At 72.2% G+C, this 26,554-nt stretch carries 25 protein-coding genes and 1 pseudogene; 13 read left to right on the forward strand and 13 right to left on the reverse strand.

The annotated features are described in order from the left end of the window. The first annotated feature begins 23 nt into the window (after positions 1-23). Positions 24-1,001 (forward strand): DMT family transporter, encoded by a 978-nt coding sequence (locus tag E5082_RS23275; protein ID WP_135793186.1) that lies wholly within the window; start codon positions 24-26, stop codon positions 999-1,001. Between the two features lie 25 nt (positions 1,002-1,026). Here E5082_RS23275 and E5082_RS23280 read toward each other — a convergent pair whose 3' ends face one another. Beyond that, positions 1,027-1,941, reverse strand: coding sequence for an SDR family NAD(P)-dependent oxidoreductase (locus E5082_RS23280; protein WP_229918716.1), 915 nt, complete (start codon positions 1,939-1,941; stop codon positions 1,027-1,029). Positions 1,942-2,144: 203 nt separating this feature from the next. Here E5082_RS23280 and E5082_RS23285 point away from each other — a divergent pair, with 203 nt between their 5' ends. The 6 genes from E5082_RS23285 (at position 2,145) to E5082_RS23310 (ending at position 8,142) form a co-directional block, all read left to right on the forward strand. Further along, positions 2,145-2,348, forward strand: coding sequence for a hypothetical protein (locus tag E5082_RS23285; protein ID WP_135793188.1), 204 nt, complete (start codon positions 2,145-2,147; stop codon positions 2,346-2,348). After that, the gene (locus E5082_RS23290) at positions 2,332-2,760 is read left to right on the forward strand and encodes a DUF6233 domain-containing protein (RefSeq protein ID WP_229918717.1); all 429 of its coding nucleotides are present in this window, start codon (positions 2,332-2,334) and stop codon (positions 2,758-2,760) included. The genes E5082_RS23285 and E5082_RS23290 overlap by 17 nt, the downstream gene beginning before the upstream one ends. A 620-nt stretch (positions 2,761-3,380) precedes the next feature. Continuing rightward, positions 3,381-4,574 (forward strand): glutathione-independent formaldehyde dehydrogenase, encoded by a 1,194-nt coding sequence (locus tag E5082_RS23295; RefSeq protein ID WP_135793190.1) that lies wholly within the window; start codon positions 3,381-3,383, stop codon positions 4,572-4,574. Positions 4,575-5,482: 908 nt separating this feature from the next. Beyond that, positions 5,483-5,989, forward strand: coding sequence for a hypothetical protein (locus E5082_RS23300; protein WP_135793191.1), 507 nt, complete (start codon positions 5,483-5,485; stop codon positions 5,987-5,989). Next, positions 5,986-7,161 (forward strand): zinc-dependent alcohol dehydrogenase, encoded by a 1,176-nt coding sequence (locus tag E5082_RS23305; protein ID WP_135793192.1) that lies wholly within the window; start codon positions 5,986-5,988, stop codon positions 7,159-7,161. Before E5082_RS23300 ends, E5082_RS23305 begins: the two co-directional genes overlap by 4 nt. Positions 7,162-7,398: 237 nt before the next feature. Beyond that, complete coding sequence (locus tag E5082_RS23310; RefSeq protein ID WP_135793193.1) at positions 7,399-8,142, forward strand: SDR family NAD(P)-dependent oxidoreductase; 744 nt, start codon at positions 7,399-7,401, stop codon at positions 8,140-8,142. Between the two features lie 112 nt (positions 8,143-8,254). On the opposite strand, the gene E5082_RS23315 is transcribed toward E5082_RS23310, so the two are convergent. The 3 genes from E5082_RS23315 to E5082_RS23325 all read right to left on the reverse strand — a co-directional run bounded on the left by E5082_RS23315 (position 8,255) and on the right by E5082_RS23325 (position 11,995). Next, positions 8,255-9,355, reverse strand: coding sequence for a M4 family metallopeptidase (locus E5082_RS23315; protein WP_229918718.1), 1,101 nt, complete (start codon positions 9,353-9,355; stop codon positions 8,255-8,257). 496 nt (positions 9,356-9,851) lie between these two features. Continuing rightward, positions 9,852-10,817, reverse strand: coding sequence for a pirin family protein (locus E5082_RS23320; protein ID WP_135793194.1), 966 nt, complete (start codon positions 10,815-10,817; stop codon positions 9,852-9,854). A 392-nt stretch (positions 10,818-11,209) separates the two neighbouring features. Further along, positions 11,210-11,995, reverse strand: a complete 786-nt coding sequence (locus E5082_RS23325) for a pyrroline-5-carboxylate reductase family protein (RefSeq protein ID WP_135793195.1) — start codon at positions 11,993-11,995, stop codon at positions 11,210-11,212. Positions 11,996-12,109: 114 nt separating this feature from the next. On the opposite strand from E5082_RS23325, the gene E5082_RS23330 reads away from it, so the two are divergent. From E5082_RS23330 to E5082_RS23340, 3 genes are read left to right on the forward strand one after another with little or no spacing between them, the layout of a single operon-like run. After that, entirely contained in the window at positions 12,110-12,790 is a 681-nt protein-coding gene (locus E5082_RS23330; RefSeq protein ID WP_130330233.1) for an ABC transporter permease, read from the forward strand. After that, entirely contained in the window at positions 12,787-13,458 is a 672-nt protein-coding gene (locus E5082_RS23335) for an ABC transporter permease (RefSeq protein WP_135793196.1), read from the forward strand. Before E5082_RS23330 ends, E5082_RS23335 begins: the two co-directional genes overlap by 4 nt. Continuing rightward, positions 13,455-14,393, forward strand: a complete 939-nt coding sequence (locus E5082_RS23340) for an ABC transporter substrate-binding protein (protein ID WP_229918719.1) — start codon at positions 13,455-13,457, stop codon at positions 14,391-14,393. The genes E5082_RS23335 and E5082_RS23340 overlap by 4 nt, the downstream gene beginning before the upstream one ends. 1 nt (position 14,394) lies before the next feature. On the opposite strand, the gene E5082_RS23345 is transcribed toward E5082_RS23340, so the two are convergent. Genes E5082_RS23345 through E5082_RS23360 form a run of 4 tightly spaced genes read right to left on the reverse strand, consistent with a single transcriptional unit; the run spans position 14,395 to position 18,474 of the window. Continuing rightward, the gene (locus E5082_RS23345) at positions 14,395-15,549 is read right to left on the reverse strand and encodes a betaine/proline/choline family ABC transporter ATP-binding protein (protein ID WP_135793197.1); all 1,155 of its coding nucleotides are present in this window, start codon (positions 15,547-15,549) and stop codon (positions 14,395-14,397) included. Next, complete coding sequence (locus E5082_RS23350) at positions 15,546-16,247, reverse strand: LutC/YkgG family protein (protein ID WP_135793198.1); 702 nt, start codon at positions 16,245-16,247, stop codon at positions 15,546-15,548. Before E5082_RS23350 ends, E5082_RS23345 begins: the two co-directional genes overlap by 4 nt. Then, on the reverse strand, positions 16,244-17,722 hold the full coding sequence (locus E5082_RS23355) for a lactate utilization protein B (protein ID WP_135793199.1): 1,479 nt from the start codon (positions 17,720-17,722) through the stop codon (positions 16,244-16,246). Before E5082_RS23355 ends, E5082_RS23350 begins: the two co-directional genes overlap by 4 nt. Further along, positions 17,719-18,474, reverse strand: coding sequence for a (Fe-S)-binding protein (locus tag E5082_RS23360; protein WP_135793200.1), 756 nt, complete (start codon positions 18,472-18,474; stop codon positions 17,719-17,721). Before E5082_RS23360 ends, E5082_RS23355 begins: the two co-directional genes overlap by 4 nt. A 64-nt stretch (positions 18,475-18,538) precedes the next feature. Here E5082_RS23360 and E5082_RS23365 point away from each other — a divergent pair, with 64 nt between their 5' ends. Further along, positions 18,539-19,357: a pentapeptide repeat-containing protein gene (locus E5082_RS23365; RefSeq protein ID WP_135793201.1), complete on the forward strand. Its 819-nt coding sequence runs from the start codon at positions 18,539-18,541 to the stop codon at positions 19,355-19,357. Here the strand turns inward: E5082_RS23365 and E5082_RS23370 are convergent. Further along, positions 19,319-20,833, reverse strand: coding sequence for a cytochrome P450 (locus E5082_RS23370; protein WP_135793202.1), 1,515 nt, complete (start codon positions 20,831-20,833; stop codon positions 19,319-19,321). The two genes, E5082_RS23365 and E5082_RS23370, sit on opposite strands and share 39 nt — an antisense overlap. Before the next feature lie 133 nt (positions 20,834-20,966). Here E5082_RS23370 and E5082_RS23375 point away from each other — a divergent pair, with 133 nt between their 5' ends. Continuing rightward, positions 20,967-21,572, forward strand: coding sequence for a TetR/AcrR family transcriptional regulator (locus E5082_RS23375; protein WP_135793203.1), 606 nt, complete (start codon positions 20,967-20,969; stop codon positions 21,570-21,572). A gap of 106 nt (positions 21,573-21,678) precedes the next feature. Next, a complete protein-coding gene (locus E5082_RS23380) occupies positions 21,679-22,404 on the forward strand; it encodes a DUF2470 domain-containing protein (protein WP_135793204.1) in 726 nt (241 codons plus the stop codon). Here E5082_RS23380 and E5082_RS23385 read toward each other — a convergent pair. From E5082_RS23385 to E5082_RS23400, 4 genes and pseudogenes are all read right to left on the reverse strand, one after another. After that, entirely contained in the window at positions 22,372-23,562 is a 1,191-nt protein-coding gene (locus tag E5082_RS23385; RefSeq protein WP_190045211.1) for a lactonase family protein, read from the reverse strand. The two genes, E5082_RS23380 and E5082_RS23385, sit on opposite strands and share 33 nt — an antisense overlap. Positions 23,563-23,646: 84 nt before the next feature. Then, positions 23,647-24,675, reverse strand: coding sequence for a hypothetical protein (locus E5082_RS23390; RefSeq protein WP_135793205.1), 1,029 nt, complete (start codon positions 24,673-24,675; stop codon positions 23,647-23,649). A 47-nt stretch (positions 24,676-24,722) separates the two neighbouring features. Next, positions 24,723-25,982: an FUSC family protein gene (locus tag E5082_RS23395; RefSeq protein ID WP_229918757.1), complete on the reverse strand. Its 1,260-nt coding sequence runs from the start codon at positions 25,980-25,982 to the stop codon at positions 24,723-24,725. Positions 25,983-26,079: 97 nt separating this feature from the next. Further along, positions 26,080-26,554 (reverse strand): annotated as a pseudogene (locus E5082_RS23400) (FBP domain-containing protein); the annotation flags it as partial.

Genomic DNA, 26,554 nt, shown 5'->3' on the forward strand with positions numbered 1-26,554 from the left:
GTGACGGGGGGCACGGTGAGCGGATGCAGACCTCGCAGGACCTCGCCGTCGACGCGGAGGCGCCGGACCGGGGCGGGAACCGGTCACTGACCGGCTCGCTCTCGCTACGGCGCGGCTTCGCCTTTCTCGCTTTCGCCGGACTCGCCTGGGGAACAACCGGCGCGGCCGTGGAGGTCATCTACCGGGCCGGCGGCCTGGGGCCCATGGCCATCTCGTTCTGGCGCTTCCTGGCCGGGGCGGTGCTGTTGCTGCCCGCCCGGGCGCTGCGCCCGTCGCGCAAAGCGCCGCGCGCGCCGCAGCCTGCCGGGCGGCGGGTGCTGCTGCTGATGGGCACCGGAGCCGGGCTGGCCGTGTTCCAGACCGCCTACTTCGCCGCCGTGCGGGACACCGGGCTGGCGGTGGGCACCATCGTCACGCTCGGCGCCGCACCCGTGTTCACGGCCGCCGGCGGGCGGCTGTTCCTGGGCGAGCGCATCGGCCGCGCTGGAGTGCTGGCCGTCGCAGGCGCGCTGGCCGGACTGACCGTGCTCGTGCTGGGCAACCAGCCGGGCGTCGTCCACCTGGGAGGCGTGGGGATGGCGCTGCTGTCCGCCGCCGGATACGCCGTATCCAATCTGCTGGGCCGATGGACCGGACGGCACGGCACTGGCGAGGACGCGCTCACCCTGACTCTCTGGTCTTTCCTCATCGGCACGGCCCTGATGCTGCCGCCGGCCCTTTACGAGGGTCTCCTCCCGCAGGGCGGAAACTTCACCGAGGCGGCGCTGCTGATGCTGTACATCGCCGCCGTCACCACGGCGCTCGCCTACCCGCTGTACTTCGCCGGCGTCGCCGTACTCAGGGCCGCCACCGCGTCGGTGATGATGCTCCTCGAACCCGTCAGCGCCGCTGTCCTGGCCGTGCTGTTCCTTGGCGAGCAGCTCACCACGGCCACTGTCGCGGGCACGGTGATCCTGCTCGGGGCCGTCGCCGCCCTCGCCCTCGCCGAGTCCCGAGGGTGACCGAGCGCTTGAGTTGGCGAGTGCTTCAGATGGCGGCGGCAGGCGCGACGCCGGTCAGCTCCGTGCTCGCCTCCCACAGCCGGCGTGCCGTCTCGGCGTCCTGCAGCTGAGCCCACAGCCGCTCGCGGTGCGGCCGGCCCCGCAGTCCGAAGACGCGCGGGCCCCACAGCTCACCCCCCGCGATCCGGGGGTCGAGCACCGCCCGGACCGCGGGCCGGGCACCCGCGTGCTTGCCCTGGAGAACAAGCGCGGCGGCCGCCCCGCGCAGCGCCGTCCCGGCCTTCCGTACATGGACCGGCGGCCGTGACGGGGTGAGCGAGTCCAGCGCACCGCCTGGATGGACCACCACGCTCGACACCGTGCTGCCCGCGGCCCGCAGCCGGCGGTCGAGTTCCACGCCGAAGTACATCTGGGCCAGCTTCGACCGGCCGTAGGTGCGCTTGGCCCGGTAGCCGGCCCGGGACTGCAGATCGTCCAGGTCGAGCCGCTCGGACTTGGCGGCGAAGCTGCCGACGGTCACGATGCGGGCGCTCGGCGCGGCCTCCAGCAGCGGCAGCAGCCAGTGGGTGAGCGCGAAGTGCCCGAGGTGGTTCGTTCCGAAATGCACCTCATTGCCGTCCCGCGTCTCCCTCCGCTCCAGCCCTTCGTGGAGGACGCCGGCGTTGTGGACCACCGCGTCGAGGCGCTTGATCTCCAGGGATTCCGCGGTTCCCCGCAGCGAGCCGAGGTCGGCGAGGTCCAGGCCCACCGAACGCACCCGCGCACCGGGCACCCGCGCACGGATCGCGTCCATGGCGGCCTCGGCCCGCTCGGCACTCCGGCTGCCCAGGACCACCGTGGCGCCGGTACCGGCCAGCTGCTCGGCGGTGAAATACCCGATACCCGCATTGCCGCCGGTGACCAGGTACACGCGGTCAGCGGCGGAAGGGATCTGAGACATGGCGGGAACTCCCGTGAGGTGCGACGGCGGCTCCCGGCGGAGCAACCCGGCGCCCACGCTGCCACTGGCCTCCGACATGTCACCGACAACCGTCCGACAGGGTGGAACCGGCCGCGCGTTCACACGCAGCCGGGCAAGTCGCGCGGAATTGCGGACCCGGAGCCGGGATGCGTCGAAAATCGAACACGTGCTCTAATGCCGGTATGAGCACTCTCCCTGATGACCTCCTGGCCGCGATACGGGAGTGGCACGCCGTGTACCGGCGGCTCAGTCGCCGGCCGAGCACCGCGCTCAGGCGTCGGCTGCTCGCCCTGTCCGCCGAGGTGCTGGTGCATCCGTACTGGCAGGGCCGCACCGGGGCGTGGGCCGCTCTGCACGGTGGTGCCCGTCGTGGCCGAGCTGCCTGACGACGCGCCCCGGCTCCGCGTGCTCCTCGCCTACCTGGAACGGCAGATCGCGGACAACGCCACGGTCGCCACGTACCTGAGCCTCCTGCGTGACGAGGTGCGGCAGGCCCTCGCGCGAGCCGAACGGCCTGCCCCGCGACAGCGCTCGATGCGACGAGCCAAGGGCGCCGGTGGCCCTCTGCCCACGACCGGGCTCTCCCGGCCCGCGCGGGCGGGCGACTACGAGGTCGAGATGATGCGCGCCCCGGACGACCCCGGCGACATCGTCGTGCACGCGGCCGGCTGTGAGCAGGCCAGGGGCGCACCGCGCAGAATCCGGGCCGACGAAGCCCGCGCCCTCCTCGTCGAGCCGGGCATCAAGCCGTGCCCCACCTGCCGCCCCGAAGCCGAACTGGGAATGGACGTGGCGTGAGCCTATTGGGGCCGATCGAGCCGTCATTCAGCCGGATCGGCTCCGAGCAGGGGCATGCCCGTCTTGGTCAGGCGGTGGACTGAGCCGGACGGCGGCCGTGTGAAGCTGATCGAGCGGGCCTGCGTCCCCGGTATCACCTCGCTGACGCCGAGGGACCGCTTACGGCACCGGGCACCTCGCGAAGCGCGTCCCCCACTCCGTCAGGCATGCGGGGCCACCGACTCCGTAGCGCCGCTGCGACTCCGTGCGGAGGGTGCCGAGGGCGGGGGAAGGCCTGCCCGACCCCGAGACGCCGGTGAAGATCACCGTTGCGTCGCGCGGGACCGTGAGGTCACCCGAACGTCGTACTGGACGGGTGAGGGCTCTCGGGGAGCAGGCGCTGCCGCGTCCGTGGTGCCGCAAACCCAATAACGCGCGGACCTGCGCAGACAGGAGATGGCGTACTTGGCCGGGAGCGTTGCACGCAGCGTTGGTGGGTTGGCACTCAGGGCACAGTCGGTGTGCGGTGGCACATGCGCTGGCTATCGCCCTACGTTGAGAGTGACTGGGGTCACAAATCCCACCCAAATGACCTCGGCACTCCGGCGGGCGAGTCCCCCGGATGAACAGAGGAGATCGTCATGGCAAGCAGCAACCGCGCCGTCACCTTCCACGCCCCGAAAGACATGCGCGTCGAGTCCCGCGACTTCCCGAAGCTTCAGATGCCGAACGGGAAAAGCGCCCCGCATGGCGTCATCCTCAGGCTCGTCGCCACCAACATCTGCGGTAGCGACCTGCACATCTACCGCGGGTCCTTCCCGGTGCCCGAGGGAATGGTGATGGGGCACGAGAACACCGGGGAGGTCATCGAGGTCGGCCCCGACGTCGAGTTCCTCAGTGAGGGCGACCTCGTCTCCGTCCCGTTCAACGTCGCCTGCGGCCGATGTCGCAACTGCAGGGCGCGCCGGACCGACGTCTGCGAGACCACCAACCCCAAGGTGGACTGCGGAGCATACGGCTTCAACCTGGGCGACTACGACGGTGGCCAGGCCGAGTACATGTTCGTCCCGTACGCCGACTTCCAGCTCCTGAAGTTCCCGGACAAGGACCAGGCCATGGCGAAGATCCGTGAGCTGGCGGTGCTCTCGGACATCCTGCCCACCGCGTTCCACGGTCTCATGGAGGGCGGTGCCAAGACGGGCTCGACCGTGTACATCGCCGGCGCCGGCCCGGTCGGCCGCTGCGCCGCAGCATGTGCGCGCCTCCTCGGGGCGTCCTGCATCATCGTCGGCGACCACAACAAGGACCGCCTGGAGCTGGTGAAGAACAACGGCTGCGAGACGATCGACCTGAGCCAGGACGCAGCGCTCACCGACCAGATCGAGGCCATCCTGGGCGAACCCAGGGTCGACTGCGCAGTCGACTACGTCGGCACCGAGGCACACGGCCTCGGCCCCCAGGCCGAGGACATGGACCCGGCCTACGCCATCAACCAGGTGATCGACGCCACCCGCGCGGGCGGAGCCACCGGAGTCATCGGCGTCTACGGCCCCGACCCGCTCGCGAAGTCGAAGGCCGAGCAAGAGGGCACGTACCCGATCGACTTCGGCAAGGCCTGGATCAAGTCGCCGCGGATCACCGCCGGGCAGGCACCGGTCATGCACTACAACCGCGAGCTGATGATGGCGATCCTGTGGGACCGCATGCCCTACTTGAGCCCCATGCTCAACACGAAGGTGATCAGCCTCGACGAGGCCCCCGAGGCCTACGCGACCTTCGACACGGGAGTGCCCCTCAAGTTCATCATCGACCCCCACGGCCTCATTCCCGCCTGAGTCGGTCTGGGGCAGAGCCCCTCGGACGGGCAGCACCGGACAGAGGGCGAGCGGGACCGCTACTGCCGCAAGGAGCGTGCTCAGCCCCCTCGACCGTGGGCCGAGGCCCGGCCAGGCACTCCGCGGCGGGCGCTCCGTCTTCTTCCCAGTTGTCATCTGGCCGCCCGCCGAGTCCGGCGGGCGGCCAGTGCGCATGAACGGCGAGGTCCTCGGCATCGCGTAACGGCTGCTGGACGTGGCGGAGTTGCTGCGCGATGCCGGGGTTCTGGACGAGGAAGACATGGTGTACGTGCGGCCCGGACGTGATCCGGGCAGCCGCCTTCTCCAAGTGCGAACAGGCCCGCATCAGCCGCTCACCACTGGCCGGTGTGCCGGTGGTACGGGCTGCACACGGGGGTCGTTCAGATCGGCCCACGAGGTTGAACCAGGCACGGTCAGCTCGATCGGTGCGTGGTTGTTTCGCGTCGGAGGCCGACGGGGACCCGGACGGTACGCCGCCGGAGCGCCGAAGCTCCGCCTGGCGGGCCGGCGGCGGAACCACCGTTCCACCGGATCCGGGTGAGCGGCCCGCAGAGGCGTGCCGGAGCCGTCCCGCATCCCAACGGACACGGCAACGGCCACAACAGTAATGACCCGCTGGGCCGCGGTCCGCCTGCTGCTCAGGACCTGGCCGGCCGGCGAACGGCGTCCGGACCGGTAGGGCGCACGGCGGTTCACCTCGAGCCGAGCGCCTACGGACCCGCCGGCCTTCCGCGCCGCCCTCGTCGAGCAGTTCGCCCATGCCGATCGCCAGGTCTCCGGCGCCTGGCTGGGCAGCGAGAGCTTCCCCCATGCGCCCGCAGGGCATCCCGCGGACCCATGGGAGTAGGAGCGGCCAGGGACATCGCCGTTCAGAAAGGAACGAAGTCGTGAAGAAGCCCACAGCAGGCGGCGCGGTCTCCACCGTGGCCAGCATGGGGACCGAGGCCCTGGACGCCGCGGTTTCAGTGGTCCGCCGCGCCGGCGAAGCCATCCGGTCGAGAACCTCCCACGCCGGGGAGACCGAGCACCGGTGGCACGTGATGACAGTGTGTGCGTCCGCCGAGGAGGTGGCGCCCGGCGGGAAACTGCCGGAGCCGCTCGCCCGACTCGGCGACGCCATCGACACCCAGCTGCGCCCCGCCCCCGGGGAACGCGGGACGGAACTGGCCTGCCGACTGCACCACAAGGGGGATGCCGGCCAGCCCGACACCGCCGAGTCGGCGAACGGACACGACAAGGTCCAGGAACTGCGGACCGCGCTGCGGCATGCCAAGGCGCTGGTCGAGACGGGAGAAATCCTCCTCCCCGACCGGCCGTCGACCAACCGGCCCACGGTCACCGGGCGCCCGCTGGACAAATTGATCGAAAAGGCCCAGGGGGAGGGACGGCTGTGAAGGCACTGACCTGGCAGGGCACCAACGACCTGTCCGTCGAACAGATACCCGACCCCGCGATGCGCAACGAGCAGGACGCGATCGTCAAGGTGTCGCAGACCGTGACCTGTGGCTCGGACCTGCACCTGCTCGGCGGGTACATCCCGTTCATGCGGGCCGGCGACATCCTCGGCCACGAATTCATCGGCGAGGTCGTCGAGACCGGACCGCGGGTGAAGCGGCACAAGGCGGGCGACCGCGTGGTGGTCTGCTCCTTCATCTCCTGCGGCCGCTGCTGGTACTGCAAAGAGGGACTCTTTTCCCTGTGCGACAACGGCAACACCAATCCCGGCATCACCGAGCACCTCTGGGGTTCAGCCCCAGGCGGCTGCTACGGCTACTCCCACGCCCTGGGCGGGTTCGCCGGCAGCCATGCCGAGTACATCCGCGTCCCGTACGCCGACCAAGGGGCCTTCCCGGTACCGGACGCCCTGGACGACACCACGGCGCTGTTCGCCTCCGACTCGGCGCCGACCGGGTGGATGGGGGCCGACCTCGGCGGGGTGAAGCCGGGCGACGTGGTCGCCGTGTGGGGCTGCGGAGCGGTCGGCCAGATGGCCGCGCGGGCCGCGATACTGCTCGGCGCCGACCGGGTCATCGCCATCGACCGCCTCGAGTACCGCCTGGACATGACCCGCCGGCACGTCGGTGCGGAGACCCTGAACTACGAGAAGACCGACATCGACGCCGAGCTTCGCGAGATGAGCGGCGGCCGCGGCCCGGACGTGTGCATCGAGGCCGTCGGCATGGAAGCCCACAGCTCCGGAGCCCAGAATCTCTACGACCAGACCAAACAGCAGCTGCGCCTGCAGACCGACCGGTCCGCCGCCGTACGCCAGGCCATCCTGGCGTGCCGCAAGGGCGGCAGCATATTCATCCTCGGCGTCTTCGCGGGCTTCGTCGACAAATTCCCGCTGGGCGCGGTGATGAACAAGGGCCTGACCCTGCGCAGCGCCCAGCAGCACGGCCACCGCTACATCCCCATGCTGCTGGAGCGCATGGAAAGGGGCGAGCTGAAGACAGACCACCTGGCCACCCACATCATGTCCCTCGACGACGGGCCTGAGGGATACCACCTCTTCAAGGAGAAGCTCGACGGCTGCGTACGCGCCGTCTTCCAGCCCGGCCGGTAATACGGGATCCCGGCGGCACAGGCCGTCGCAGGGAAACGCGCAGGTGCGCAAGCAGCACGCCTGCGCCACCCGTACTCGACTTCAAGTGCGCTCCAACGCCTAGAGTTCCGGACACGGACTCCGCCCGCGGATACGCCCTGCCGCCGAGAACCACGGTCGCGAACGGCGACCGAGAACGCGGCGGTGAGCACGACCGATGACCCGGCCAGGCCGGTTCTCAGGACAGAGGTGAATCCGATGAAGGTGCTGGTGACCGGCGGGACGAGCGGACTGGGACTCGCCATGGCCTCCGCCCTGGCCGCGACGGGAGCCACCGTCGCGCTGACCGGGCGCTCCGCCGAGCGGGCGGAGTCCGTCGCCGCGGGTCTGCCGGGGGCGATCGGCGTCGAGATGGACGTGCGGGACGAGTCGTCGGTGGCCACGGCCGTCGACCGAGCGTGGTCGCGGCTCGACGGCATCGACATGCTGGTGAACAACGCCGGCATCGGCATGCGCACGGTCAACCCGCGCTTCATGACACAGCCGCAGGGCTTCTGGGAGGTACCGCCCGACGCCTTCCGCGCGGTGATCGACACCAACCTGACCGGCTACTTCCTGGTCGCCCGTGAGATCACGCCACGGATGCTGGCGTCCGGCGGTGGCCGCATCGTCAACATCTCGATGAATCACTCGACCATGCGACGCGCCGGCTTCGTTCCCTACGGGCCGTCGCGTGCCGGCAGTGAGGCGCTGTCCCGGATCATGGCGGCCGACCTGCGGGACACGGGCATCACCGTCAACGTGCTGCTGCCCGGAGGCGCGACGGTCACCGGGATGCTGCCTCAGGACGTCGCCGCCGAGGGCCAGGGGTTCCTGAGTCCGGAGGTGATGGGCCCGCCGATCGTCTGGCTGGCCTCCGACGAGGCAGCCGGCGTGCATGACGAACGCATCGTCGCCGCCGAGTTCGGACAATGGCTGCGGGACCGGGAAAGCCGACAGTGAGGACGTGAGCGTGCGTCTGGGCCCGGCCCCGGCTCTTGCGGCTGCGGCCGGCGTCGACGCCGATGCCCTTCACGTGGTCAGCTCCCGAGGCCGCGGACCGATGCGGTGAGCGTCAGTGGGACACTGTCCGACTCAGCTCGTGCGTGGGTACGCCAACCGCGTTCCACGCCAGCAGTACCGCATCGTGCTCCCGCGGACCGTAGGCGTCGGCGGCGTCCGCGGTCAGCCGTGCGAAGGACGTGAAGTCGGCGTCGCGGGCGAGTTCGCCACTGGTGAGCACGTCGTACCAGATGCGGCCGGCGCCATCCCAGGCGTGGCCGCCAAGCTGAGTCGCGGCGAGGTAGAGAGCGTGGTTGGGGATGCCCGAGTTGATGTGTACACCCCCATTGTCGGCGAAGGTCCGCACAAAGTCGTCCATGTGGGCAGGCTGCGGATCCTTGCCGAGCTCATCGTCGTCGTACGCGGTGCCAGGAGCCTTCATGGAGCGCAACGCGACGCCCTGAACTCCGGGGCGCAGCAGTTCCTCTCCGATCAGCCAGTTCGCCTCCTCGGTCGTCTCGCCCTTGGTGTACTGCTCGACCAGCGAACCGAATACGTCGGACAGATGCTCGTTCAGGGCTCCGGACTGGCCCATGTAGGTCAGGTTGGCGGTGTATTGGGTGACGCCGTGGGTGAGCTCATGGCCGATGACATCGGGGGACTGGGTGAAGTCACCGAAGATGTGCCCGTCCCCGTCCCCGAAGACCATCTGCTCGCCGTCCCAGAAGGCGTTGTCGTAGTCCTCCTGGAAGTGAACGCTGGCATTCAGCGGGAGGCCGGCCCCGTCGATGGACAAGCGGGACAGCGTCCGGAGATAGAAGTCGAACGTGGCACCAAGGCCGTCGTAGGCATGGTTGACCGAGGTGTCCGGTGCGTCGGCCTCACCCTCTCCGCGTATGCGCCTGCCGGGCAACTCACGCCGGTGCTCGACGTCGCAGATGGTGCGGAGGGGATGGTCAGGGGCGCGCTTCGGCAGGGCGGCGGTTGGGCCGATCTCGGCCGTCAGCCTTCGTTGGACGCGCTGTGCCGCGTCGAGCGCGAGGGTGCGGCGGGCAGGCTCGTTCAGAGACGGGTCCTCTGCCCGGGCCAGCCGGTTGAGCAGATGCGGTGGCACGATCGCACAGTGCGCCGTGGCCATGGGCCTGGGTGAGAAGCCTCGGATGTCGTCGGTCATGGGATGTGCTCCGATCGGTGCGGTACCGCACCTCATCCGCGACGCTCGCGCCTTTCGCAGGTGGTGGTTCGCGTGCCGGCATCGGACCCGTCTGTCCGCACTTGAAGCAGTCCCGTGGACAACAGGGCTGCCGGTCCGTCAGGTGGTGGTACGAGCCGCCGGCGCCTGCGGCGAAACATAAGGCGCGGCCCTCGCGATACTGGGTACGGACACACGGCAAGGGGGTCGACAGGATCAGCTACCTGGAGAGCGTGCGCGTCCGCCGTGAGATGCCGTGGCGCGAGGACTTCTTCATGTCAAAGGTGGCCAACTGCTGTGCCGAGCACGAAGTTATCTCCTCGGAGGGAGAGGACGCTTCCGGTTTCAACGGGCGATCCATGCGCGCGCTATGCAACCAGTTTCCGCCCGTCACGGAAGGCCTGCAACTCGGCGTCCAGCAGCTCCGGGCCGTAGTCGCAGTTCACCGTCGGGCTGGCAGCGTGGGCCTGCGTGGCGCTCAGCGCACCCGACCCCGTGGCTTCAGTGGCACGGACGGCAGTTCAGGCGCGAGCAGTCGGTCCCCCTCGTACCCCTTCACCTCCCCGAATCGCGACCCCCTCATCCACTCCTCCCGAGCCCCCTCGATCTCCTCCTGGGTCCGCCCCACGAAGTTCCACCACATGATCAGCTCCTCCGCGAACGGCTCCCCGCCCAGCAGCATGATCGAGGCGTCGGAGTCCGCGTGGAGGGGGAGGGACGTGCGGCCGCAGCCGAGGTAGAGCATGGAGCCCGGGGTGACGGGGACGCCGTCCACGTGGACGGAGCCGGACATCGAGAGGACGCCGTACTCGAAGTCGGGGTCGAGGGGGAGGTGGGTTCGGGTGCCCTCGGCGAGGGTCAGGTCGGCGCCGAGCAGAGGGGTGTACGTCGTGCCGGGGGACGTCGTGCCGTCCAGGGTGCCCAGGATCACCGTGGCCGTCAGTCCCGGGGCCGTCACCGTCGGCAGGTTCGCGTGGTACTCGAAGTGCGGGTCGGTGTGGCGGTGTTCGTCCGGGAGGGCCACCCACAACTGGGCTCCGTGCAGGTAGCGCGCGTGGGGCTTCGGGCTCTCCTCGGAGTGGCTGATCGCCCGGCCCGCCGTCATCAGGCCCAGTTGGCGCGGGCGGATCGTCTGCAGACTGCCCGTGGAGTCCCGGTGCAGCACCTCGCCCTCGTGCAGCCAGCTCACCGTCTGCAGGCCGATGTGCGGGTGCGGGGGCACCTGCATGCCGGGCTCGTCCGCGATGTCGTCAGGCCCATAATGATCTACAAAAGCCCACGCGCCGATCATCCGCCGTCCCAGGTTCGGCAGCAACCGGCGGACCTCGGTGGACTCCCCGAGCTTCACCCTGCGAGGGCTCAGCAGCTCACGGACCGGCTCGGCGACGACAAAGCCACGGCCACCGCATGCGCTCGGCTCCGGCGCGAGGTCAAGGTTGCTCATACGGCCAACCTAGCGCTCCGCTCACCCGGCGGCGGGACCGAGTCCCTCACTTCGTCCATTCCCGGCCCCTCTCAGCCGTGGCTCCCGGCGTCGGCTGGGCCGAGCCCCGCACCTGGTCCGGTCGCCGCCCCTTGCCCGCGTGTCCGGGGCGGAGTCCTTCACCCCGCCAGCACCCTGGCCCCTAGGACCGTGGCTTCAAAGGCCGACGGGGACGACTCCTCCACCCGGGCGGTTCGTCAGCTGCGGGCGCCCCGAGCCGAGTCCCGTGTCTGCCCGAGCCCAGTCCCTGACCCCGCCGGCACCTCGGCCCTCTCCGCCGTGGCTTCCCCGACCGCCGGAGTCGTACCCCTCACCCGGCCACGCGCTCTGCCGCAGGCCGCCCGATTCGCGCCTCACCCCGCCAACTCCCGCGCCCTTTCCGTCGTAGCCTCCAACGCCGCCCGCACCGATTCCCCCACCCGATGCTCCCGCAGCGTGGCGATGCCCTCCGTGGTCGTACCGTTCGGGGTGCCGGCCTGTTGGTACAGGGATTCCGGGGTCACGCCCGGCTGCGACAGGAGGTCCGCCGTCCCCCGCAGCATCTGGCTCGTCAGCAGCAGGGCGTCGTCGGCGTCGAACCCCGCCGCGCGGGCGAAGTCCGTGAAGGACTGGGCGAGGTGCGCCACCAGGGCGGGGCCGCTGCCCGCGACCGCGGTGGCCGGGTCGAGGAGGGACTCGTCCCGCACCACCAGGACCTTGCCGATCACCGCCAGCGCGCCCTTGGCCCGGTCCACGACTGCGGCGGGGACCTGGTCGCCGGGGCAGAGAACCGTCATGCTCTGGCCCACCCGCGAGGCGAGGTTCGGCATCGCGCGGAGGACCGTGTCCGTGCCGAGCGCGGAGGCGAGGGCCTCCAGACGTACGCCCGCCATGACCGAGACGACCGTCGCCCGCGCGCACGCGCCCTGCGGCAGGCCGTCCGCGAAGGAGTCGAACGCCTGGGGCGGGATGGCGAGGACGAGAAGGTCGTCCGGGCCGGGCTCGTACGTCGCCGTCACTTCCGCGCGGCCGTCCAGGGAGGCCCGGTGTTCCGCGGAAGGTTCCACGACGACCACCTCGGCCTGCGGCATCCCGTCCATCAGGCCCCGTACGACGACCGACCCCATGTGGCCGGCACCGACGACGACGATTCGTTCCACAGCCGCCACACTCCTCGCTTCGATTGCCAGAAGTGATACCAAAAGGGGCGTTCCGGCCCCCGTACGGGCGACCACAACGCGCCGACCCGCTGCCCCGGCCGGTGCAATGGACGGGTGACCGCCGCCCCGGACGACTGCCTCGCGCGCAACGAGTGGATCTGCGGCGACTATCTGAGCAGCCGCCGCCAGATCCTCCTCGACGCGGTCGGGCAGCACCTTGAGCTGACCGCGCTGTCCGTGCTGATCGGGCTCGCCGTCGCGCTGCCGCTGGCCGTGCTCGCCCGCCGCTGGGGGTGGGCCGCGGGGCCGGTGCTCGCCGTCACCACCGTGCTCTACACCATCCCGTCCCTGGCCATGTTCTCCCTGCTGCTCCCGGTGTACGGGCTGTCCGCCACCCTCGTCGTCGCCGGGCTGGTGCTGTACTCGCTCACGCTGCTCGTACGGAACATCCTCGCCGGACTGCGCGCCGTCCCCGAGGAGACCCGGCAGGCCGCGCGCGGGCTCGGCTTCGGGCCCGTACGGCTGCTGCTCACCGTGGAGCTGCCGCTCGCGCTGCCCGCCGCGATGGCCGGACTGCGCATCGCCACCGTCTCGGCCGTCTCCCTGGTCACCATCGGCGCCATCGTCGGCTTCGGCGGGCTCGGCAATCTGATCTACGCGGGCATGAACACCTACTTCAAGGCACAGGTCCTCACCGCCTCCGTGCTGTGCGTGCTCATCGCCGTCGCCGCCGACCTGCTCCTGCTGGGCGTGCAGTGGCTGCTCACCCCGTGGGCGAGGAAGGGCCGGACATGAACGTGCTCGGCTCCACCTGGGACTGGCTCGCCGACCCCGCCCACTGGTCCGGCGACGACGGCGTCTGGCACCGGCTGCTGCAACACCTGCTGCTCACCGTGGTCTGCCTGATCGTCAGTTGCCTGATCGCGCTGCCCGTCGCGCTGGTCCTCGGGCACCTCGGCAAGGGCGGCGCGCTGGCCGTCAACATCTCCAACGTCGGCCGGGCGGTGCCCACCTTCGCCGTGCTGGTGCTGCTCCTGCTGACCCCGGTCGGGAAATGGGGGGAGGGGCCCACCGTCGTCGCCCTGGTGCTGTTCGCGGTGCCGCCGCTGCTCACCAACGCCTATGTCGGCATGCGCGAGGTCGACCGGGGCGTGGTGCAGGCCGCGCGCGGCATGGGGATGACCGGGCGGCAGACGCTGGTCCGGGTGGAGGTGCCGCTCGCGCTGCCGATGATCCTCAACGGGGTGCGGATCGCCGCCGTCCAGCTCGTCGCCACCGCCACCATCGCCGCGCTCGCGGGCGGCGGCGGCCTCGGCCGGATCATCACCGCCGGGTTCAACCTGGCCAGCACCCCGCAGGTCGTCGCGGGCGCCATCCTCGTCGCCGTGTTCGCCCTGCTCGTCGAGGGCGTCTTCGAGGTCGTGGAACGGCTCGGGCCCGCCTGGGCGAGGGGCGGCCGGTGAGGGCCCGCGCGGTGCTCGCCGCCACCCTCCTCACCCTGGCCGGCTGCTCCTCCGGGCCCTCGCTGGAGAACCGGGACGCCGTCACCGCGCCGCCCGGCGACAGCCACCACCTGGTCATCGGCTCGGCCGGCTTCACCGAGAGCGACCTGCTCGCCCAGCTCTACGCCCAGCTCCTCGGCCAGGCCGGATACCAGACCTCGGTGATCACCGTCGCCAACCGGGAGCTGTACGAACCCGCCCTGGAGTCCGGGCAGATCGATGTCGCCCCCGAGTACGCCGCCACCTTGGCCGACTGGCTCAACGCCAAGGCGCACGGCGCCGACGCGCCCCCGGCCGGCTCACCCGACCTCGCCGAGACCATGAAGAACCTGCGCGCCCTGGCCACCCCGCGCGGACTCACCGTGCTCCCGCCGGGCCGGGCCGTCGACCAGAACGCCTTCGCGGTCAGCGCCTCCTACGCCCGCCGCCACCACCTCAAGACCCTCAGCGACCTCGGCGCCTCCGGACTCAAGGTGCGCCTCGCGGCGGGCGACGAGTGCGTCAAGCGGCCGTACTGCGCGCCCGGTCTGAAGAAGGTGTACGGGATCGACATCACCGCCGTCGATCCCAAGGGCGTCGGCACCACCCCGGCCAAGCAGGCCGTGCAGTCCGGGCGAGACCAGATGGTGCTGACCACCACCACGGACGCCACCCTCGGCTCCTTCGGCCTGGTCCTGCTCGCCGACGACAAGCACCTCCAGAACGCCGACTACATCGTCCCCGTCGTCAACCGCGCCCGCGCCGGCAGCGAGCGGGTCGCCAAGGCGCTCGGCAAGCTCAACGACGTCCTCACCACGAAGGACCTCGCCGACATGAACCAGCAGGTCGACACTTGGCGGCGACTGCCCGCCGACGTCGCCCGCACCTATCTGAAAGACAAGGGCCTGATCAAGTGACCTACGCGTCCGACACGGAGTCGAACGGCACCTGGCCCCGCGCCACCCCCAGCACGTCCGCGTCCACCGACCGTCGCAGCGCCTCGTGCAGCTTGGCCGGAGTCAGGACACCCAGGAGGCGGGAGCCGTCCAGTACCGCGACCCACCCGGCGTCGTACTGGAGCATCACGCCGAACGCCTGCTTCAGCGGGGCACCCACCGGGACCCAGGCCGTCATCCGGTGAGCCAGCTCGCCGACCGTGCCGCCCGCAGACAGCTCCTCCAGGCCGACCCAGCCGTGCAGGTCGCCGTCCGCGTCCAGGACCACCGCCCAGCGCGCACCCTCCTCGCGCAGCCGCCGGGCCGCCGACCCGGCGGGCTCGTCCGGGCGGGCCACCGGGGGCTGTTCCAGGTCGTCCGGCTCGATCGCGGTCACCGACAGCCGCTTCAGGCCCCGGTCGGCGCCGACGAACCCGGCTACGTACGGGGTCGCGGGGACGCCCAGTACCGCGCCGGGGGTGTCGAACTGCTCGATGCGGCCCTGGCCGTACACCGCGATCCGGTCGCCGAGGCGGACCGCCTCCTCGATGTCGTGCGTGACCAGCAGCACCGTCTTGCGCACCGCCTGCTGCATGCGCAGGAACTCGTCCTGCAACTGCTCGCGCACCACCGGGTCGACCGCGCCGAACGGCTCGTCCATCAGCAGCACCGGCGGGTCCGCGGCGAGCGCCCGCGCCACTCCTACGCGCTGCCGCTGGCCGCCGGAGAGCTGCTCGGGGTAGCGGGCGCCGAACGTCCTGGGGTCCAGCCCGACGAGGTCCAGCAGCTCGGCGGCGCGCGCCCGCGCCTTGGCCCGCTTCCAGCCGAGCAGGGACGGCACGGTGGCGGTGTTGTCCAGCACCGTGCGGTGGGGGAAGAGGCCGACCTGCTGGATGACGTACCCGATCCGGCGGCGGAGCCGGACCGGGTCGACTCCCGCGATGTCCTCGCCGTCCACGACGATCCGGCCCGCCGTGGGCTCGATCAGCCGGTTCACCATCATCATGGTGGTCGTCTTGCCGCAGCCCGACGGGCCGACCAGCGTGACGAGTTCGCCCTCGGACACCTCGAAGGAGAGGTCGTCCACGGCCGTCGTACCGTCCGGGTAGCGCTTGCTGACCTGCTCGAACCGGATCATTCCCCCACGCTAGCCGGGGTCCCCTCCGGCCGCCCGGCCCCGCCGACCGAAGGGATGACCCCGGCGAACACGACCTCCAGCGTGCGCGGCCCGTGCACCCCCTCCACCCGGTTCAGCTCGATGTCACTGGTGGCCGAGGGGCCCGAGATCCAGGTCAACGGGCGGGTGGGGGAGAGGCGTTCGAGGGCCTGCGGCACGGACGCCACGACCTGCTCGGGGACGCGGACCACGCAGATGTGGTGGTCGGGCACGAGGGTGATCCGGCGGCGCCCCTGACCGGGGCCGCCGTCCAGCACGAGGGTGCCGGTCTCGGCGACGGCCACCGCGCAGCCGGTCACCACACTGTCCACGGCGTCCAGCTCGTACGGGGTGCTTTCCGCACGGTCGGGGACGGGCACCGGGTCGGCGTTCGCCAGCCACGCCGACGGGAGCCCGTCCGGCACGAGCACCGACTTGGCCCCCCGCGCCGCCAGCAGCCGGGCGATCAGCACGGGCAGCTCCGCCTCCGCGCACCGGTGCACCACGGCCCGGTAGTCGGCCAGGTTCTCCGCCAGCAGCTCCACCGTCTCCTCGGCGCTGCGCACGCCGTGCTCGCGGGCGTAGGAGCGCGGGATCGCCCGGTCGTACGGCGTATCGTCCTCGGGTACGTCGGCCAGCGCGCGCCGGACCCGGCCCAGGACGCGTTCCCGGTCGCTCACTTCGTCTCCTCCTTGCCGCCTCGGGTGCGTTCCCACCAGTCCCGGAACGGCTCGGCCGGAACCTCCGGCAGATCGCGCGTCCGGGTCCAGGCCGCGCCGGGCCCCGGCAGGGTGCGCGGGCGCAGGCGGCGGGCGCGGGAGGCGAGGCGCTGGCCGGTGCGCAGCGCGTCCGGGTGGGTGAAGATCCAGCGGGCCGCCCGCATGGCCGCCCGTTCCGCCGCGTGGCCCCTGGCCGGCCTCAGCACCACCCGGTTGCCCTCGCGCACCGCCGGGCCGCCCTCCACGACCCGCTCACGCAGCCGGACCAGCACCTCGGGGATGTCGATGGCGACCGGGCACACCTCGTAGCAGGCCCCGCACAGCGAGGACGCGTACGGCAGCGAGGCGTCGATCTCGCTCGCCGTGCCGCGCAGTTGAGGGCTGAGGATGGCGCCGATGGGGCCGGGGTAGACCGAGCCGTAGGCGTGGCCGCCCGCGCGCTCGTACACCGGGCACACGTTCAGGCAGGCCGAGCAGCGGATGCAGCGCAGCGCCTGGCGGCCGACCTCGTCGGCGAGGGTGTCGGTGCGGCCGTTGTCCAGCAGCACCAGATGGAAGGCGCGCGGCCCGTCCCCGTCCGTCGTGCCGGTCCACATGCTGGTGTACGGGTTCATGCGCTCGGCCGTGGAGGAGCGGGGCAGGGTCTGGAGGAAGACCTCCAGGTCCCGCCAGGTGGGGACGACCTTCTCGAGGCCGGCCACCGAGATCAGGGTCTCCGGCAGGGTGAGGCACATCCGCCCGTTGCCCTCGGACTCCACCACCACCATGGTGCCGGTCTCCGCGACCATGAAGTTGGCCCCGGACACCCCCACCCTGGCCCGCAGGAACTTCTCCCGCAGATGCAGCCGGGCCGCCTCCGCCAGCTCGGCCGGGCTGTCGGACAGCCCCTCGGGCGCCGGGCGGCCCCAGCCGGCCATCGCGGTACGGAAGATGTCCCGGATCTCGGCCCGGTTGCGGTGGATGGCCGGGACCAGGATGTGCGAGGGGCGGTCCTCGCCCAACTGCACGATCAGCTCGGCGAGATCGGTCTCGTAGGCCCGGATGCCGGCCGCCTCCAGCGCCTCGTTGAGCCCGATCTCCTGCGTGGCCATCGACTTGACCTTCACGACCTCCGACTCGCCCGTTTCCTTCACGAGCCGGGTCACGATCCGGTTGGCCTCCGCCGCGTCCGCCGCCCAGTGGACCGTGCCGCCCGCGGCAGTGACCGACTCCTCCAACTGCTCCAGATAGCGGTCGAGATGGCGGAGCGTGTGCTCCTTGATCCGGCTGCCCGCCTCGCGCAGCTCCGCCCAGTCGGACACCTCCGCCACGGCCGCCGCGCGCTTGGCACGGATGGTGTGGGTGGCGTGCCGCAGATTGCCGCGCAGGGTGCCGTTGCCCAGCGCTTTTTGTGCCGCCTCGGGGAAGGCGGGCATTCCTACGAAGGTCTCGTTCACCGGGCCGGTTCCTCCTCCGTGCTCGCCAGGATCTCCGCGATGTGCACCGGCCGCACCGGAGAGCCCGCCCGGCTCATCGTGCCACCCAGGTGCATCAGGCACGAGTTGTCGGCCGCGCACAGCACCTCCGCGCCGGTCGACTCGGCGTTGCGCATCTTGTCCGCGCCCATCGCCGCCGACACCCCGGCGTTCTTGACCGCGAAGGTGCCGCCGAACCCGCAGCACTCGTCGGCGCCGGGCAGTTCGACCAGCTCCAGCCCCCGCACCGCCTCCAGCAGCCGGCGCGGCCGGTCACCGAGCCCCAGCGCGCGCAGGCCGTGACAGGTGGGGTGGTAGGTGACCTTGTGCGGATAGACGGCGCCGACGTCGGTGACGCCGAGCACGTCCACCAGGAACTCCGTCAGCTCGTACGTCTTCGGCACCACCGGCGCCAGCGCGTCGGCCAGGGCCTCCCCACGCCCCTCGGCCCGGGCCCGCTCGCCCAGCCTCGGGTACAGCTCCCGGACCATCGCCGCGCACGAACCCGAGGGCGTGACGATCGCGTCGTACTCCCCGAAGACCTCCGCGAAGTGCCGGGCCAGCGGTTCCGTCTCGTGCCGGTAGCCGGTGTTGTAGTGGGCCTGGCCGCAGCAGGTCTGCGCCAGGGGGAAGTCGACGTCGACCCCGAGGCGGTTGAGGAGTCTCACCACGGCGCGGCCGGTGTCCGGGTAGAGCGTGTCGTTGACACAGGTCAGGAACAGGGCGACACGCATCGCGGCTCCTCGGTCTCGAAGATCGGACAAGGGCAGCCTAGCCAGAGCCCGTACCCTGGCCGCGATGCCTGATCACATACCTCTCCTCGGCGCCGACTGCGCCAACTGCTTCGGCCTCTGCTGCGTGGCCCTGCCCTTCGCCCGCTCCGCCGACTTCGCGCACGACAAGCCCGCCGGCAAGCCCTGCGGCAACCTGCGCGAGGACCACGCCTGCGGCATCCACACCGAGCTGCGCGCCAAGGGCTACGCCGGATGCACGGTGTACGACTGCTTCGGCGCGGGCCAGCGCGTCTCCCAGGTCACCTTCGGCGGCCGGGACTGGCGTACGGGCGGCAAGAAGCACGCCCGGCTGATGTTCGAGGTGTTCCCGGTGGTCCGGCGCCTGCACGAGCTGCTCTGGTACCTCACCGAGGCGCTCGGTCTCGACGCCGCCCGGCCCCTCCACCCGGAGCTGCGCCGCGCACTGGAGGAGACCGAGCGCCTTGCCGCACAGAAGCCCGAGGAGCTGGCCACGCTGGACCCGGCGGCCCACTGGCACGACGTGGCCGAACTCCTGCTTCAGGTCTCGGAGTCGGCCCGCAGAGGCCGGAAGAAGGGACGGGACCGGCGGGGCGCGGACCTGGCGGGCGCGAAGCTCAGGGGTGCCGACCTGCGCGGGATCAGCCTGCGCGGCGCCTGCCTGATCGCGGCCGACCTGACCGGAGCCGACCTGCGGCACGCCGACCTGATCGGCGCCGATCTCCGGGGCGCCGATCTGACCGAGGCCGACCTCACCGGCGCGCTTTTCCTCACCCAGCCTCAGGTCAACGCCGCCCGAGGGGGAGCCGGTACCCGGCTGCCGGGCTCACTCGTCCGTCCCGTGCACTGGGCAGCGCCCCGCTGAACCGGCGTCCGGCTCGGGGGCGCCGGCCGGTGCGGCGGCGGGGGCCTTCCGGCGGTCCAGGCCCAGGCGCAGGCCGTCCGGCATCAGCGTCAGGCGCTCGGTGACCTTCAGGCGGTAGCCGGGGTCGGGGATCAGCTCGTAGCGGCGCAGCAGCAGGCCGAGCACCAACGTGGCCTCGTGCAGGGCGAACTGGCGCCCCACGCAGGCCCGCGCGCCCGTACCGAACGGCTTGAAGGTGTGCGGCGGCCGGGCCCGTACCGCCTTGGCGTCGAAGCGGTCGGGGTCGAACCGCTCGGCGTCCTCGCCCCACACCTCGGGGTCGCGGTGCAGCATCGGCGTGAGCACCAGGGCCCAGCCGCCCCGGCGCATCGGGTGCTCCCCGGCCAGCACGGTGTCCTCGGTGGCCTCGCGGGCGAAGGCGGGGGCGGTCGGCCACAGCCGCAGCGACTCGTCCAGCACCCGGCGCAGATAGCGCAGCCGGGCCACCTGGTCGTAGCCCGGCTCGGGGGTGTCGCCCCAGACACGGTCCACCTCGGCGCGGGCGCGGGCGGCGACCTCGGGGTGCCTGGCCAGGTAGTACAGCGCGAACGAGAGGGCGCCGGAGGTGGTCTCGTGGCCCGCGACCAGAAACGTGATGACCTGCTTGCGGACGTTCTCCGCCGACAGCCGCTCGCCGGTCTCGGGGTGGGCCGTCTCCAGCATCCGGTCCAGCAGGTCGCCATCCCCGCGCCCCGAGGCCCGGCGGGCGGCCACCAGGGCGTCGACCGTGTCGTCCAGGTAGGCGATGTCGGCGGCGTTGCGCCGGGCGGCCCTCCGCTGGAGCGCCGGGGGGATCGGCAGGCTGTTGAGCCGCTGGGCGTAGGCGAGGGTGCCGACCATGGCGGTGACGAAGGGGTGCGGCCGGTCACGTTCGAACGAGCCGAAGTCGTGCCCGAAGCCGGTGCGCGCGATGGTCTCCAGCGTCAGCCGGGTCATGTCGCCGGGCACGTCCACCGTGCGCCCGGCGGCCAGTTCGCGGTCCCAGTGGCCGGTCAGCCGGCCCGCGACCGCCAGCATCATCGAGTGGTACCCGGCCATCGCCTCCCGGCTGAAGCCGGGCGCGAGCACATCGTGCGCCAACTGCCAGTTGGGCTCGTGGTTGTACGCGGTGAACAGCCCGTCCCCGGCGACCGGGCGCAGGTTGGCCACCCCGAGACCCACGTGCTTGGCGAACCGGGTCTCGTCCGCCATGTCCGCGGCCAGCTTCGCCCCCCACAGGAACACGAACTCCCGGTTCAGCACCCGGCGCCGGAAGATGGGGCCCAGTTCGCGCGCGAGCCGCATCGAGTCCTGGAGCGGGGTGCGCCGGTCGACCCCCAGCACGTCCCCGAGCAACGGCAGCCTGCGGGGCGGATGCGGGATGCGGTCCAGCTCCGGCCAGCCCTGCTCGGCACCGCGGAACCCCTTGGGTAGTCCCGCCCCCGTCGTCTCGGCCATGACGCGATCTCCCTTGATCCGGTGGCCTGTTGCCCGTGCACCACTGCGCGTGTTGAACGTGAGTTCAATAGCGCTGGCAGTCTGGTCCGCCTACTGAACCCACGTCAAGCAACGTGTCCACTAGGGTGACGGCATGGCCGCCAACCAGGGGGAACACGCCCGGCGCCGACTGAGCACCGAGGAGCGCCGCGAGCAACTCCTGTCGGTCGGGGCGCGCCTGTTCTCCGAGAGCCCGTACGACGACGTGTGGATCGAGCGGGTGGCCGAGATCGCCGGAGTCTCGCGGGGTCTGCTGTACCACTACTTCCCGACGAAGCGGGACTTCTTCGCCGCCGTGGTGGAGCGGGAGAGCGAGCGCATGCTCCGGATGACCGCGGCGGTGCCCGGCGTGCCGGTGCGCGAGCAGCTCGGTGCCGGGCTGGACGCCTACCTCGGGTACGTCGAGGCGCACGCCCACGGCTTCCGCGCCTTCCACCGTGCCGACGCGGCCGGCGACCAGGCCGTACGCCGGGTCTACCAGCGGGCGTTGGCCGCGCAGGAGCGGCAGATCCTCGCCGCGCTGGCCGCCGACCCCGAGTTCGGGCCCGCCTTCGAGGGCTCCCCGCAGGCCCGGTTGGCGGTGCGCGGCTGGCTCGCCTTCACCACCGCCGTCTGCCTGGAGTGGCTGCGCGAGGGCGAGCCCGGCCGGGACCAGGTGCGCGAACTGTGCGCGCGGGCGCTGCTCGGCGCCATCGCCTGAGGGCACGTTTCCGCGACTCCGTGCGTGTCACCCGACCGGGGCGGCGTGGTTGGCATGTACCCGGATCTTCGATAGGTTAGGCAAGGCTTACCTAAGGAGGGTTCGGATGGGTGACACGCAGGACTGGGCGGCAGAACCCGCAGCGGCGGAGCGGGCGCGGTCGGTCCTCGCCACCGCGTGGTCGTGCGCGGTGACCGCGGACGGCGCCCGCGAGGAGTACGCCGGCGCGCACACCGTGACCGGCGACGGCCGGGTGCTGCTCGACGTGCCCGAGGACAGCGCGCTGTCCGCCGCCGCGCTGTGCGCCCCGCGCGGCGAGCCCACCGCCGTGCTGGAGTTCGCCGACGCGGCACCCGTACCGGTGCGCCGGCGCATCCGGGCCCGGCTGTGGCTCGCCGGCTGGTTCTCCCGGCGCGGCGCCCGGCTGCTGTTCACACCCACCCGCGTGGTGCTGCGCCGGCCGTCCGGGGCCGTACTGATCGACCCCGCGGAGTACGCGGCCGCCCGGCCCGACCCGCTGGCCACCGCCGAGGCACAGTTGCTCACCCACCTCGCCGACTCCCACCCGGACGCCGTCGAGCGGCTCACCCGGCTGGTCCGGCCGGAGAGCCTGCACGCCGTGACCCGGGTGGCTCCGCTCGCGGTGGACCGGCACGGGCTCACCCTGCGCATCGAGCGGACCCGCGCGCACGGCGACGTACGGCTGGCGTTCCACGCGCCCGCCGACGACGTCTCGCAGCTCACCGAGCGCCTGCACGCGCTGCTCGCCCAGGCCGGCACCGCCGCCTGCCCGCGCGCCCTACAGCGGCACCGCGCAGACGGCGACCGGTGACGCGAACGGCTCACCCGCCCGGCTGAGCGCTCCGGTACCGGTGTCGACGTGGAACACGCTCACCGTGCCGGAGCGCTGGTTCGCCGTGAACAGCAGCCGGCCGTCCGGCGCGAGCGCCAGATGGCGGGGGAAGTCCCCGTCCACCGGCACCGTGTCCAGCAGCCGCAGCCGGGCGCCGCCCTCCTCGACCGCGTACCGGGCGACGCTGTCGTGCCCCCGGTTGGCGAGGAACGCGAAGTCGCCGCCGGGCGTCACCACGAACTGCGCCGGGTAGTTGGTGGCGTCCCCGGCCGCCCCCGAGGACTGCGGCTCACCCACGGTCAGCCGCCCGGTCGCCGGGTCGTACGCGCAGACGGCCACCGTGTCGTCCACCTCGTTGGCGAGGTAGGCGTACCGCCCGTTCGGATGGAACGTCAGATGGCGCGGGCCCGCGCCCGGCCGGGTGTGGGCCCGGGACACCTCGGTCAGGGTGCCGTGCCCGGTGTCCAGCCGGTAGGTGTAGACGGTGTCGGTGCCCAGGTCGACGGAGAGTACATGGCCGCCGTCCGGGCTCGTGAGGAACTGGTGTGCGTGCGGGCCCTGTTGACCCGGTCCGGGGGCCGGGCTGGAGTGTGCGACCAGCGCGGTGCGCTCACCGAGCGCGCCCGAGGCGTCGACGGGGTGCACGGCGACACTGCCCGAGCCGTAGTTCGCGCTCAGCAGCCAGCGCCCGCTCGGGTGCACCGACAGATGACAGGGCCCCGAACCGCCCGTGCTCCGGCTGCCCAGCACGTGTCCGTCCGCCAGCCGTACGGCGGTCACCGCGCCGTCCTCGCGCTCGTCCACCGCGTACAGCGTGTGCCCGTCCGGGTGGACGGTGATGTACGACGGGTCCGGGATCTCGGCCAGCGGCTCCGCGTCGGTGACCGCGCCCGAGACCGGGTCGTACCTGACCACGGAGACGCCCTTGCCGCCGCCCTCGACGGAGGTGTAGGTGCCCAGGTACAACGGGCGAGGCCCCGGTGCGGCCTTCCGCCCGTGGGGCACGGGCACCGGGGCGGGGTCCGGGGGCGGCGCGGCGGGCGCGGGCACCGTCACCACGGCGGCCGTGCCCGCCACGGCGCCCACGAAGCGCCGCCTGCTCCAGCCGTCCCGTCGCGCCCGTACCGCGTTGTCCATGCCGCCCCTTGAGCCGTCACCCGTCACCGTGGTCCCGGCCAGCCTGTCGCGGACCGGCCGCCGAAGGCAAGGCGGGGCGCGTGGTCACCAGTCCCCGTCGGCCACCGGCCTGCCCGGCGCGTCCTTCAGCGGGACCACCTGCCCCGGCGCCGGCTGCTGCCAGGGATCCAGGTCGGGGCCCAGCCAGTCGCCCACCGGGCGCACCGGCTTCAGGGGGCCGGCGGGGGAGAGGTCGTCGGCCTCGTCGTCGTAGTGCTCGAACCACGGCAGGCCCGCCCTGGTGTACGCGGCCCGGTCCACGGGGGACGGCGGGGGCTCCTCGCCGGTGATGCGACGCCACTCGGGCGGGGTGACCAGGTGCACGAAGACCCGGCCGGCCGGGGTGTCGGACCAGTCGGAGGCGGGGCGTTCGTCCCGGTAGACCTCCTGGCGCATCGAGCCGCCCACGCCCAGGCCCATCGCCGCCGCCTGCCGGGGAGCGGCGCCCGCGGGCGGGGGACCAGCGGGTGCCGGGGCGGCGAAGGCAGGGGCGGCGCCGTAACCCCCGGCGAGCGGCGCGCTCCTGGCGCGCTCGGCCTCCCGCCACCGCTCCAGCACCTCGGGGCGCAGCCCGAACGCCTGCAACTGCACCCCGCCCCAGGTCTCCTCACCGGTCACCTGACCCTCCACGGTCGCGCCGAGCCCGACGGGTACGGCGACGAACTGGCGGACGGTGCCCCTGCCGGAGTTGATGCCGTCCAGCCAGGGCTGCCGGGGGAGCGTGACGTAGTTCTGCGGGTCCCGCGCCAGCACGCCCCGCCAGGGCTTGCCGGAGACCGCGCACACCTTGCCGACGCCGACCTGGAGGGCGGCCGGTTCCGTCGTCCCGGCGAAGCCGATCCACATCGCCTCGCGCAGGTACATCGGCAGCAGCACCCCGCCGCGCGCCCGCCACGCCTCCGGCACCCGGTCGGCGTAGTCCGCCACCCGGCGCAGCGGGAACTCGCCCAGCCCCGGCGGCAGCGGATGCGTACCCCGCTCCGGCAGCCGCAGGGTGCGCACGAACCGCACCACCACCCCGTCGCCCAGCCGCAGCGTGTTCCCGTCGATCCGCACCCCGGCCCGCTCGGCCATCGGCCCGCCCCCTCGAAGCTCCGGCACCGGTAGCGCCCGGTGTCCCGTCACCGAGAACGCCCGGGGACCCCCGCACGGTTCCGCCAGAGGTCCTCCTGTACGCCCAGGCGCTGGCGCAGGCGGTTCACGCGGGGCATCTTCGCGCGCTGCTGGCGGGAGACGCGGTCCAGCTCCTCCAGCAGACGGCGGCTGCGGTGCTCGGTGTCCAGCTCGTCGATGATCCGGTTGACCTCGCTGAGGATCGCACCGAACAACTGCCAGTCCTCGCGGTCCTCCCCGACGTGCGCGAGGAGCTGCTCCGCGAGCCGATCGCGGGTGGCGGCGGCCGTGTGCAGCTCCGCGGTGAGCCGGGACTCGGCCGACTCGGCGTTGGCGCTCAGGTCGGTGGTCACCAGTACCGCGAAGCTCACCACGGCGTCCGCGACCTCGGACAGCACCTGTTCCACGGTCTGTCCGATCGGCGGCGGGAACAGCTCCTGGGGGCCGCGCTCCTTCGCCAGGTCGGTGAAGGAACGGGCCAGCACCCGCAGGACGACCGTGCAGATCTCCAGGGTGTCCAGGCCGGTGCGCAGCACCACCCGGTGCAGCAGGCCCTCCTTGACGCGGGGGTTGAGCCGAAGGCTCTCCTCGGCCTGCCGCAGGGCCGCGTCCACCTGGACGATGTCGTGGTCCAGCCGGCGTGCCTCGTGCAGCCGTTCGGCCGCCCGCTGCCAGGGGATGGAGCCCGCCGCCTCCTCACCCATCCGGAGCATGAGCTGACGCAGCCGGCGGGCCAGCCCCTCGATGGACCGCCCGGCCGCGTCCACCCACACCGGGGGCGGCAGCAGCAGATTGCAGGCCATGCCGACGATGGCGCCGATCAGGGTCTCCACGATCCGTGCCCACGCGGTGTAGCCGACCGAGGTGACGCCGAGCACGAGCATCGCGCTGATCGCCACCTCTTGCACGTACTCGTCGACGCGCACCAGGTGACCCACGCCCAGCGCGGCCACTATCAGCAGGGCCAGGCTCCACCAGGTCAGGCCGATCAGGAGGCTGAACAGGATGGCGACCAGCACGCCCGCCACCACGGAGTTCACCCGGCGGATGCCGTTGGTGAGGGTGGCGAAGAAGGTGACCTGGACGACCAGCAGGGCCGTCAGGGGCGCGGTCAGCGGCGCCGGTTCCGGGCTGAGCCGCAGCGCGATCACATAGGCGACCGTGGCCGCGGCGGACGACCGCAGTGTCTGGACGACCACCGGCTCCCGGCGGCGCGCGGCCAGGCGCCGCAGCGCGTCGGCCCACTTGCGTCGCTGCTGCGCGTCCATCCACTTCCGTACGTCTGGCATCCTTTGGCGTCTTCCCTTTCCGTAACCGTGCCGAACGGGGCCGTTCGAGCACCATGTACGCGAAAGGGGGCAGCCCTCAGACGTACAGGCGATCGACGAAGGCGTTGAGGTTGCCGCCCGCGCGGGCGATCTGCTCCTCCGTCGTGAGGCTCTCCTCGAACCTGCTCCCCGACTCCGGCACCTTCTTCCCCCGGACATACAGGGAACACGCCAGGTCGGCGCACATGTACACGCCGACGGAGTTGCCCTCGCGGCCCGCCGCCCCGGCCTTGCGGGCGGTCATCAGCGAGACCCCGCCGCCGCGATGGGTCGTCAGGCACACCGAGCACATGCTGCGGTGCTGGAAGCCGCGCCGGACCGTCGGATAGCGCAGTGCGATGCCGACCACAGCCGTGCCGCGTTCGAGGACCAGATAGCTGCGATCCGGGCGCGCCCGGATCGCGCCAGCCCAGGAAGTCCAGGTCGTCCCAGGGGCGTTCGGCCAGGTCGCGGGGGACGGCCAGCCGCTTGGCGTCGCCCTTGGAGCAGTTGACGAAGGAGGCGCGGATGTC

Source organism: Streptomyces griseoluteus, from assembly GCF_004784465.1.
GTDB lineage: Bacteria > Actinomycetota > Actinomycetes > Streptomycetales > Streptomycetaceae > Streptomyces > Streptomyces griseoluteus.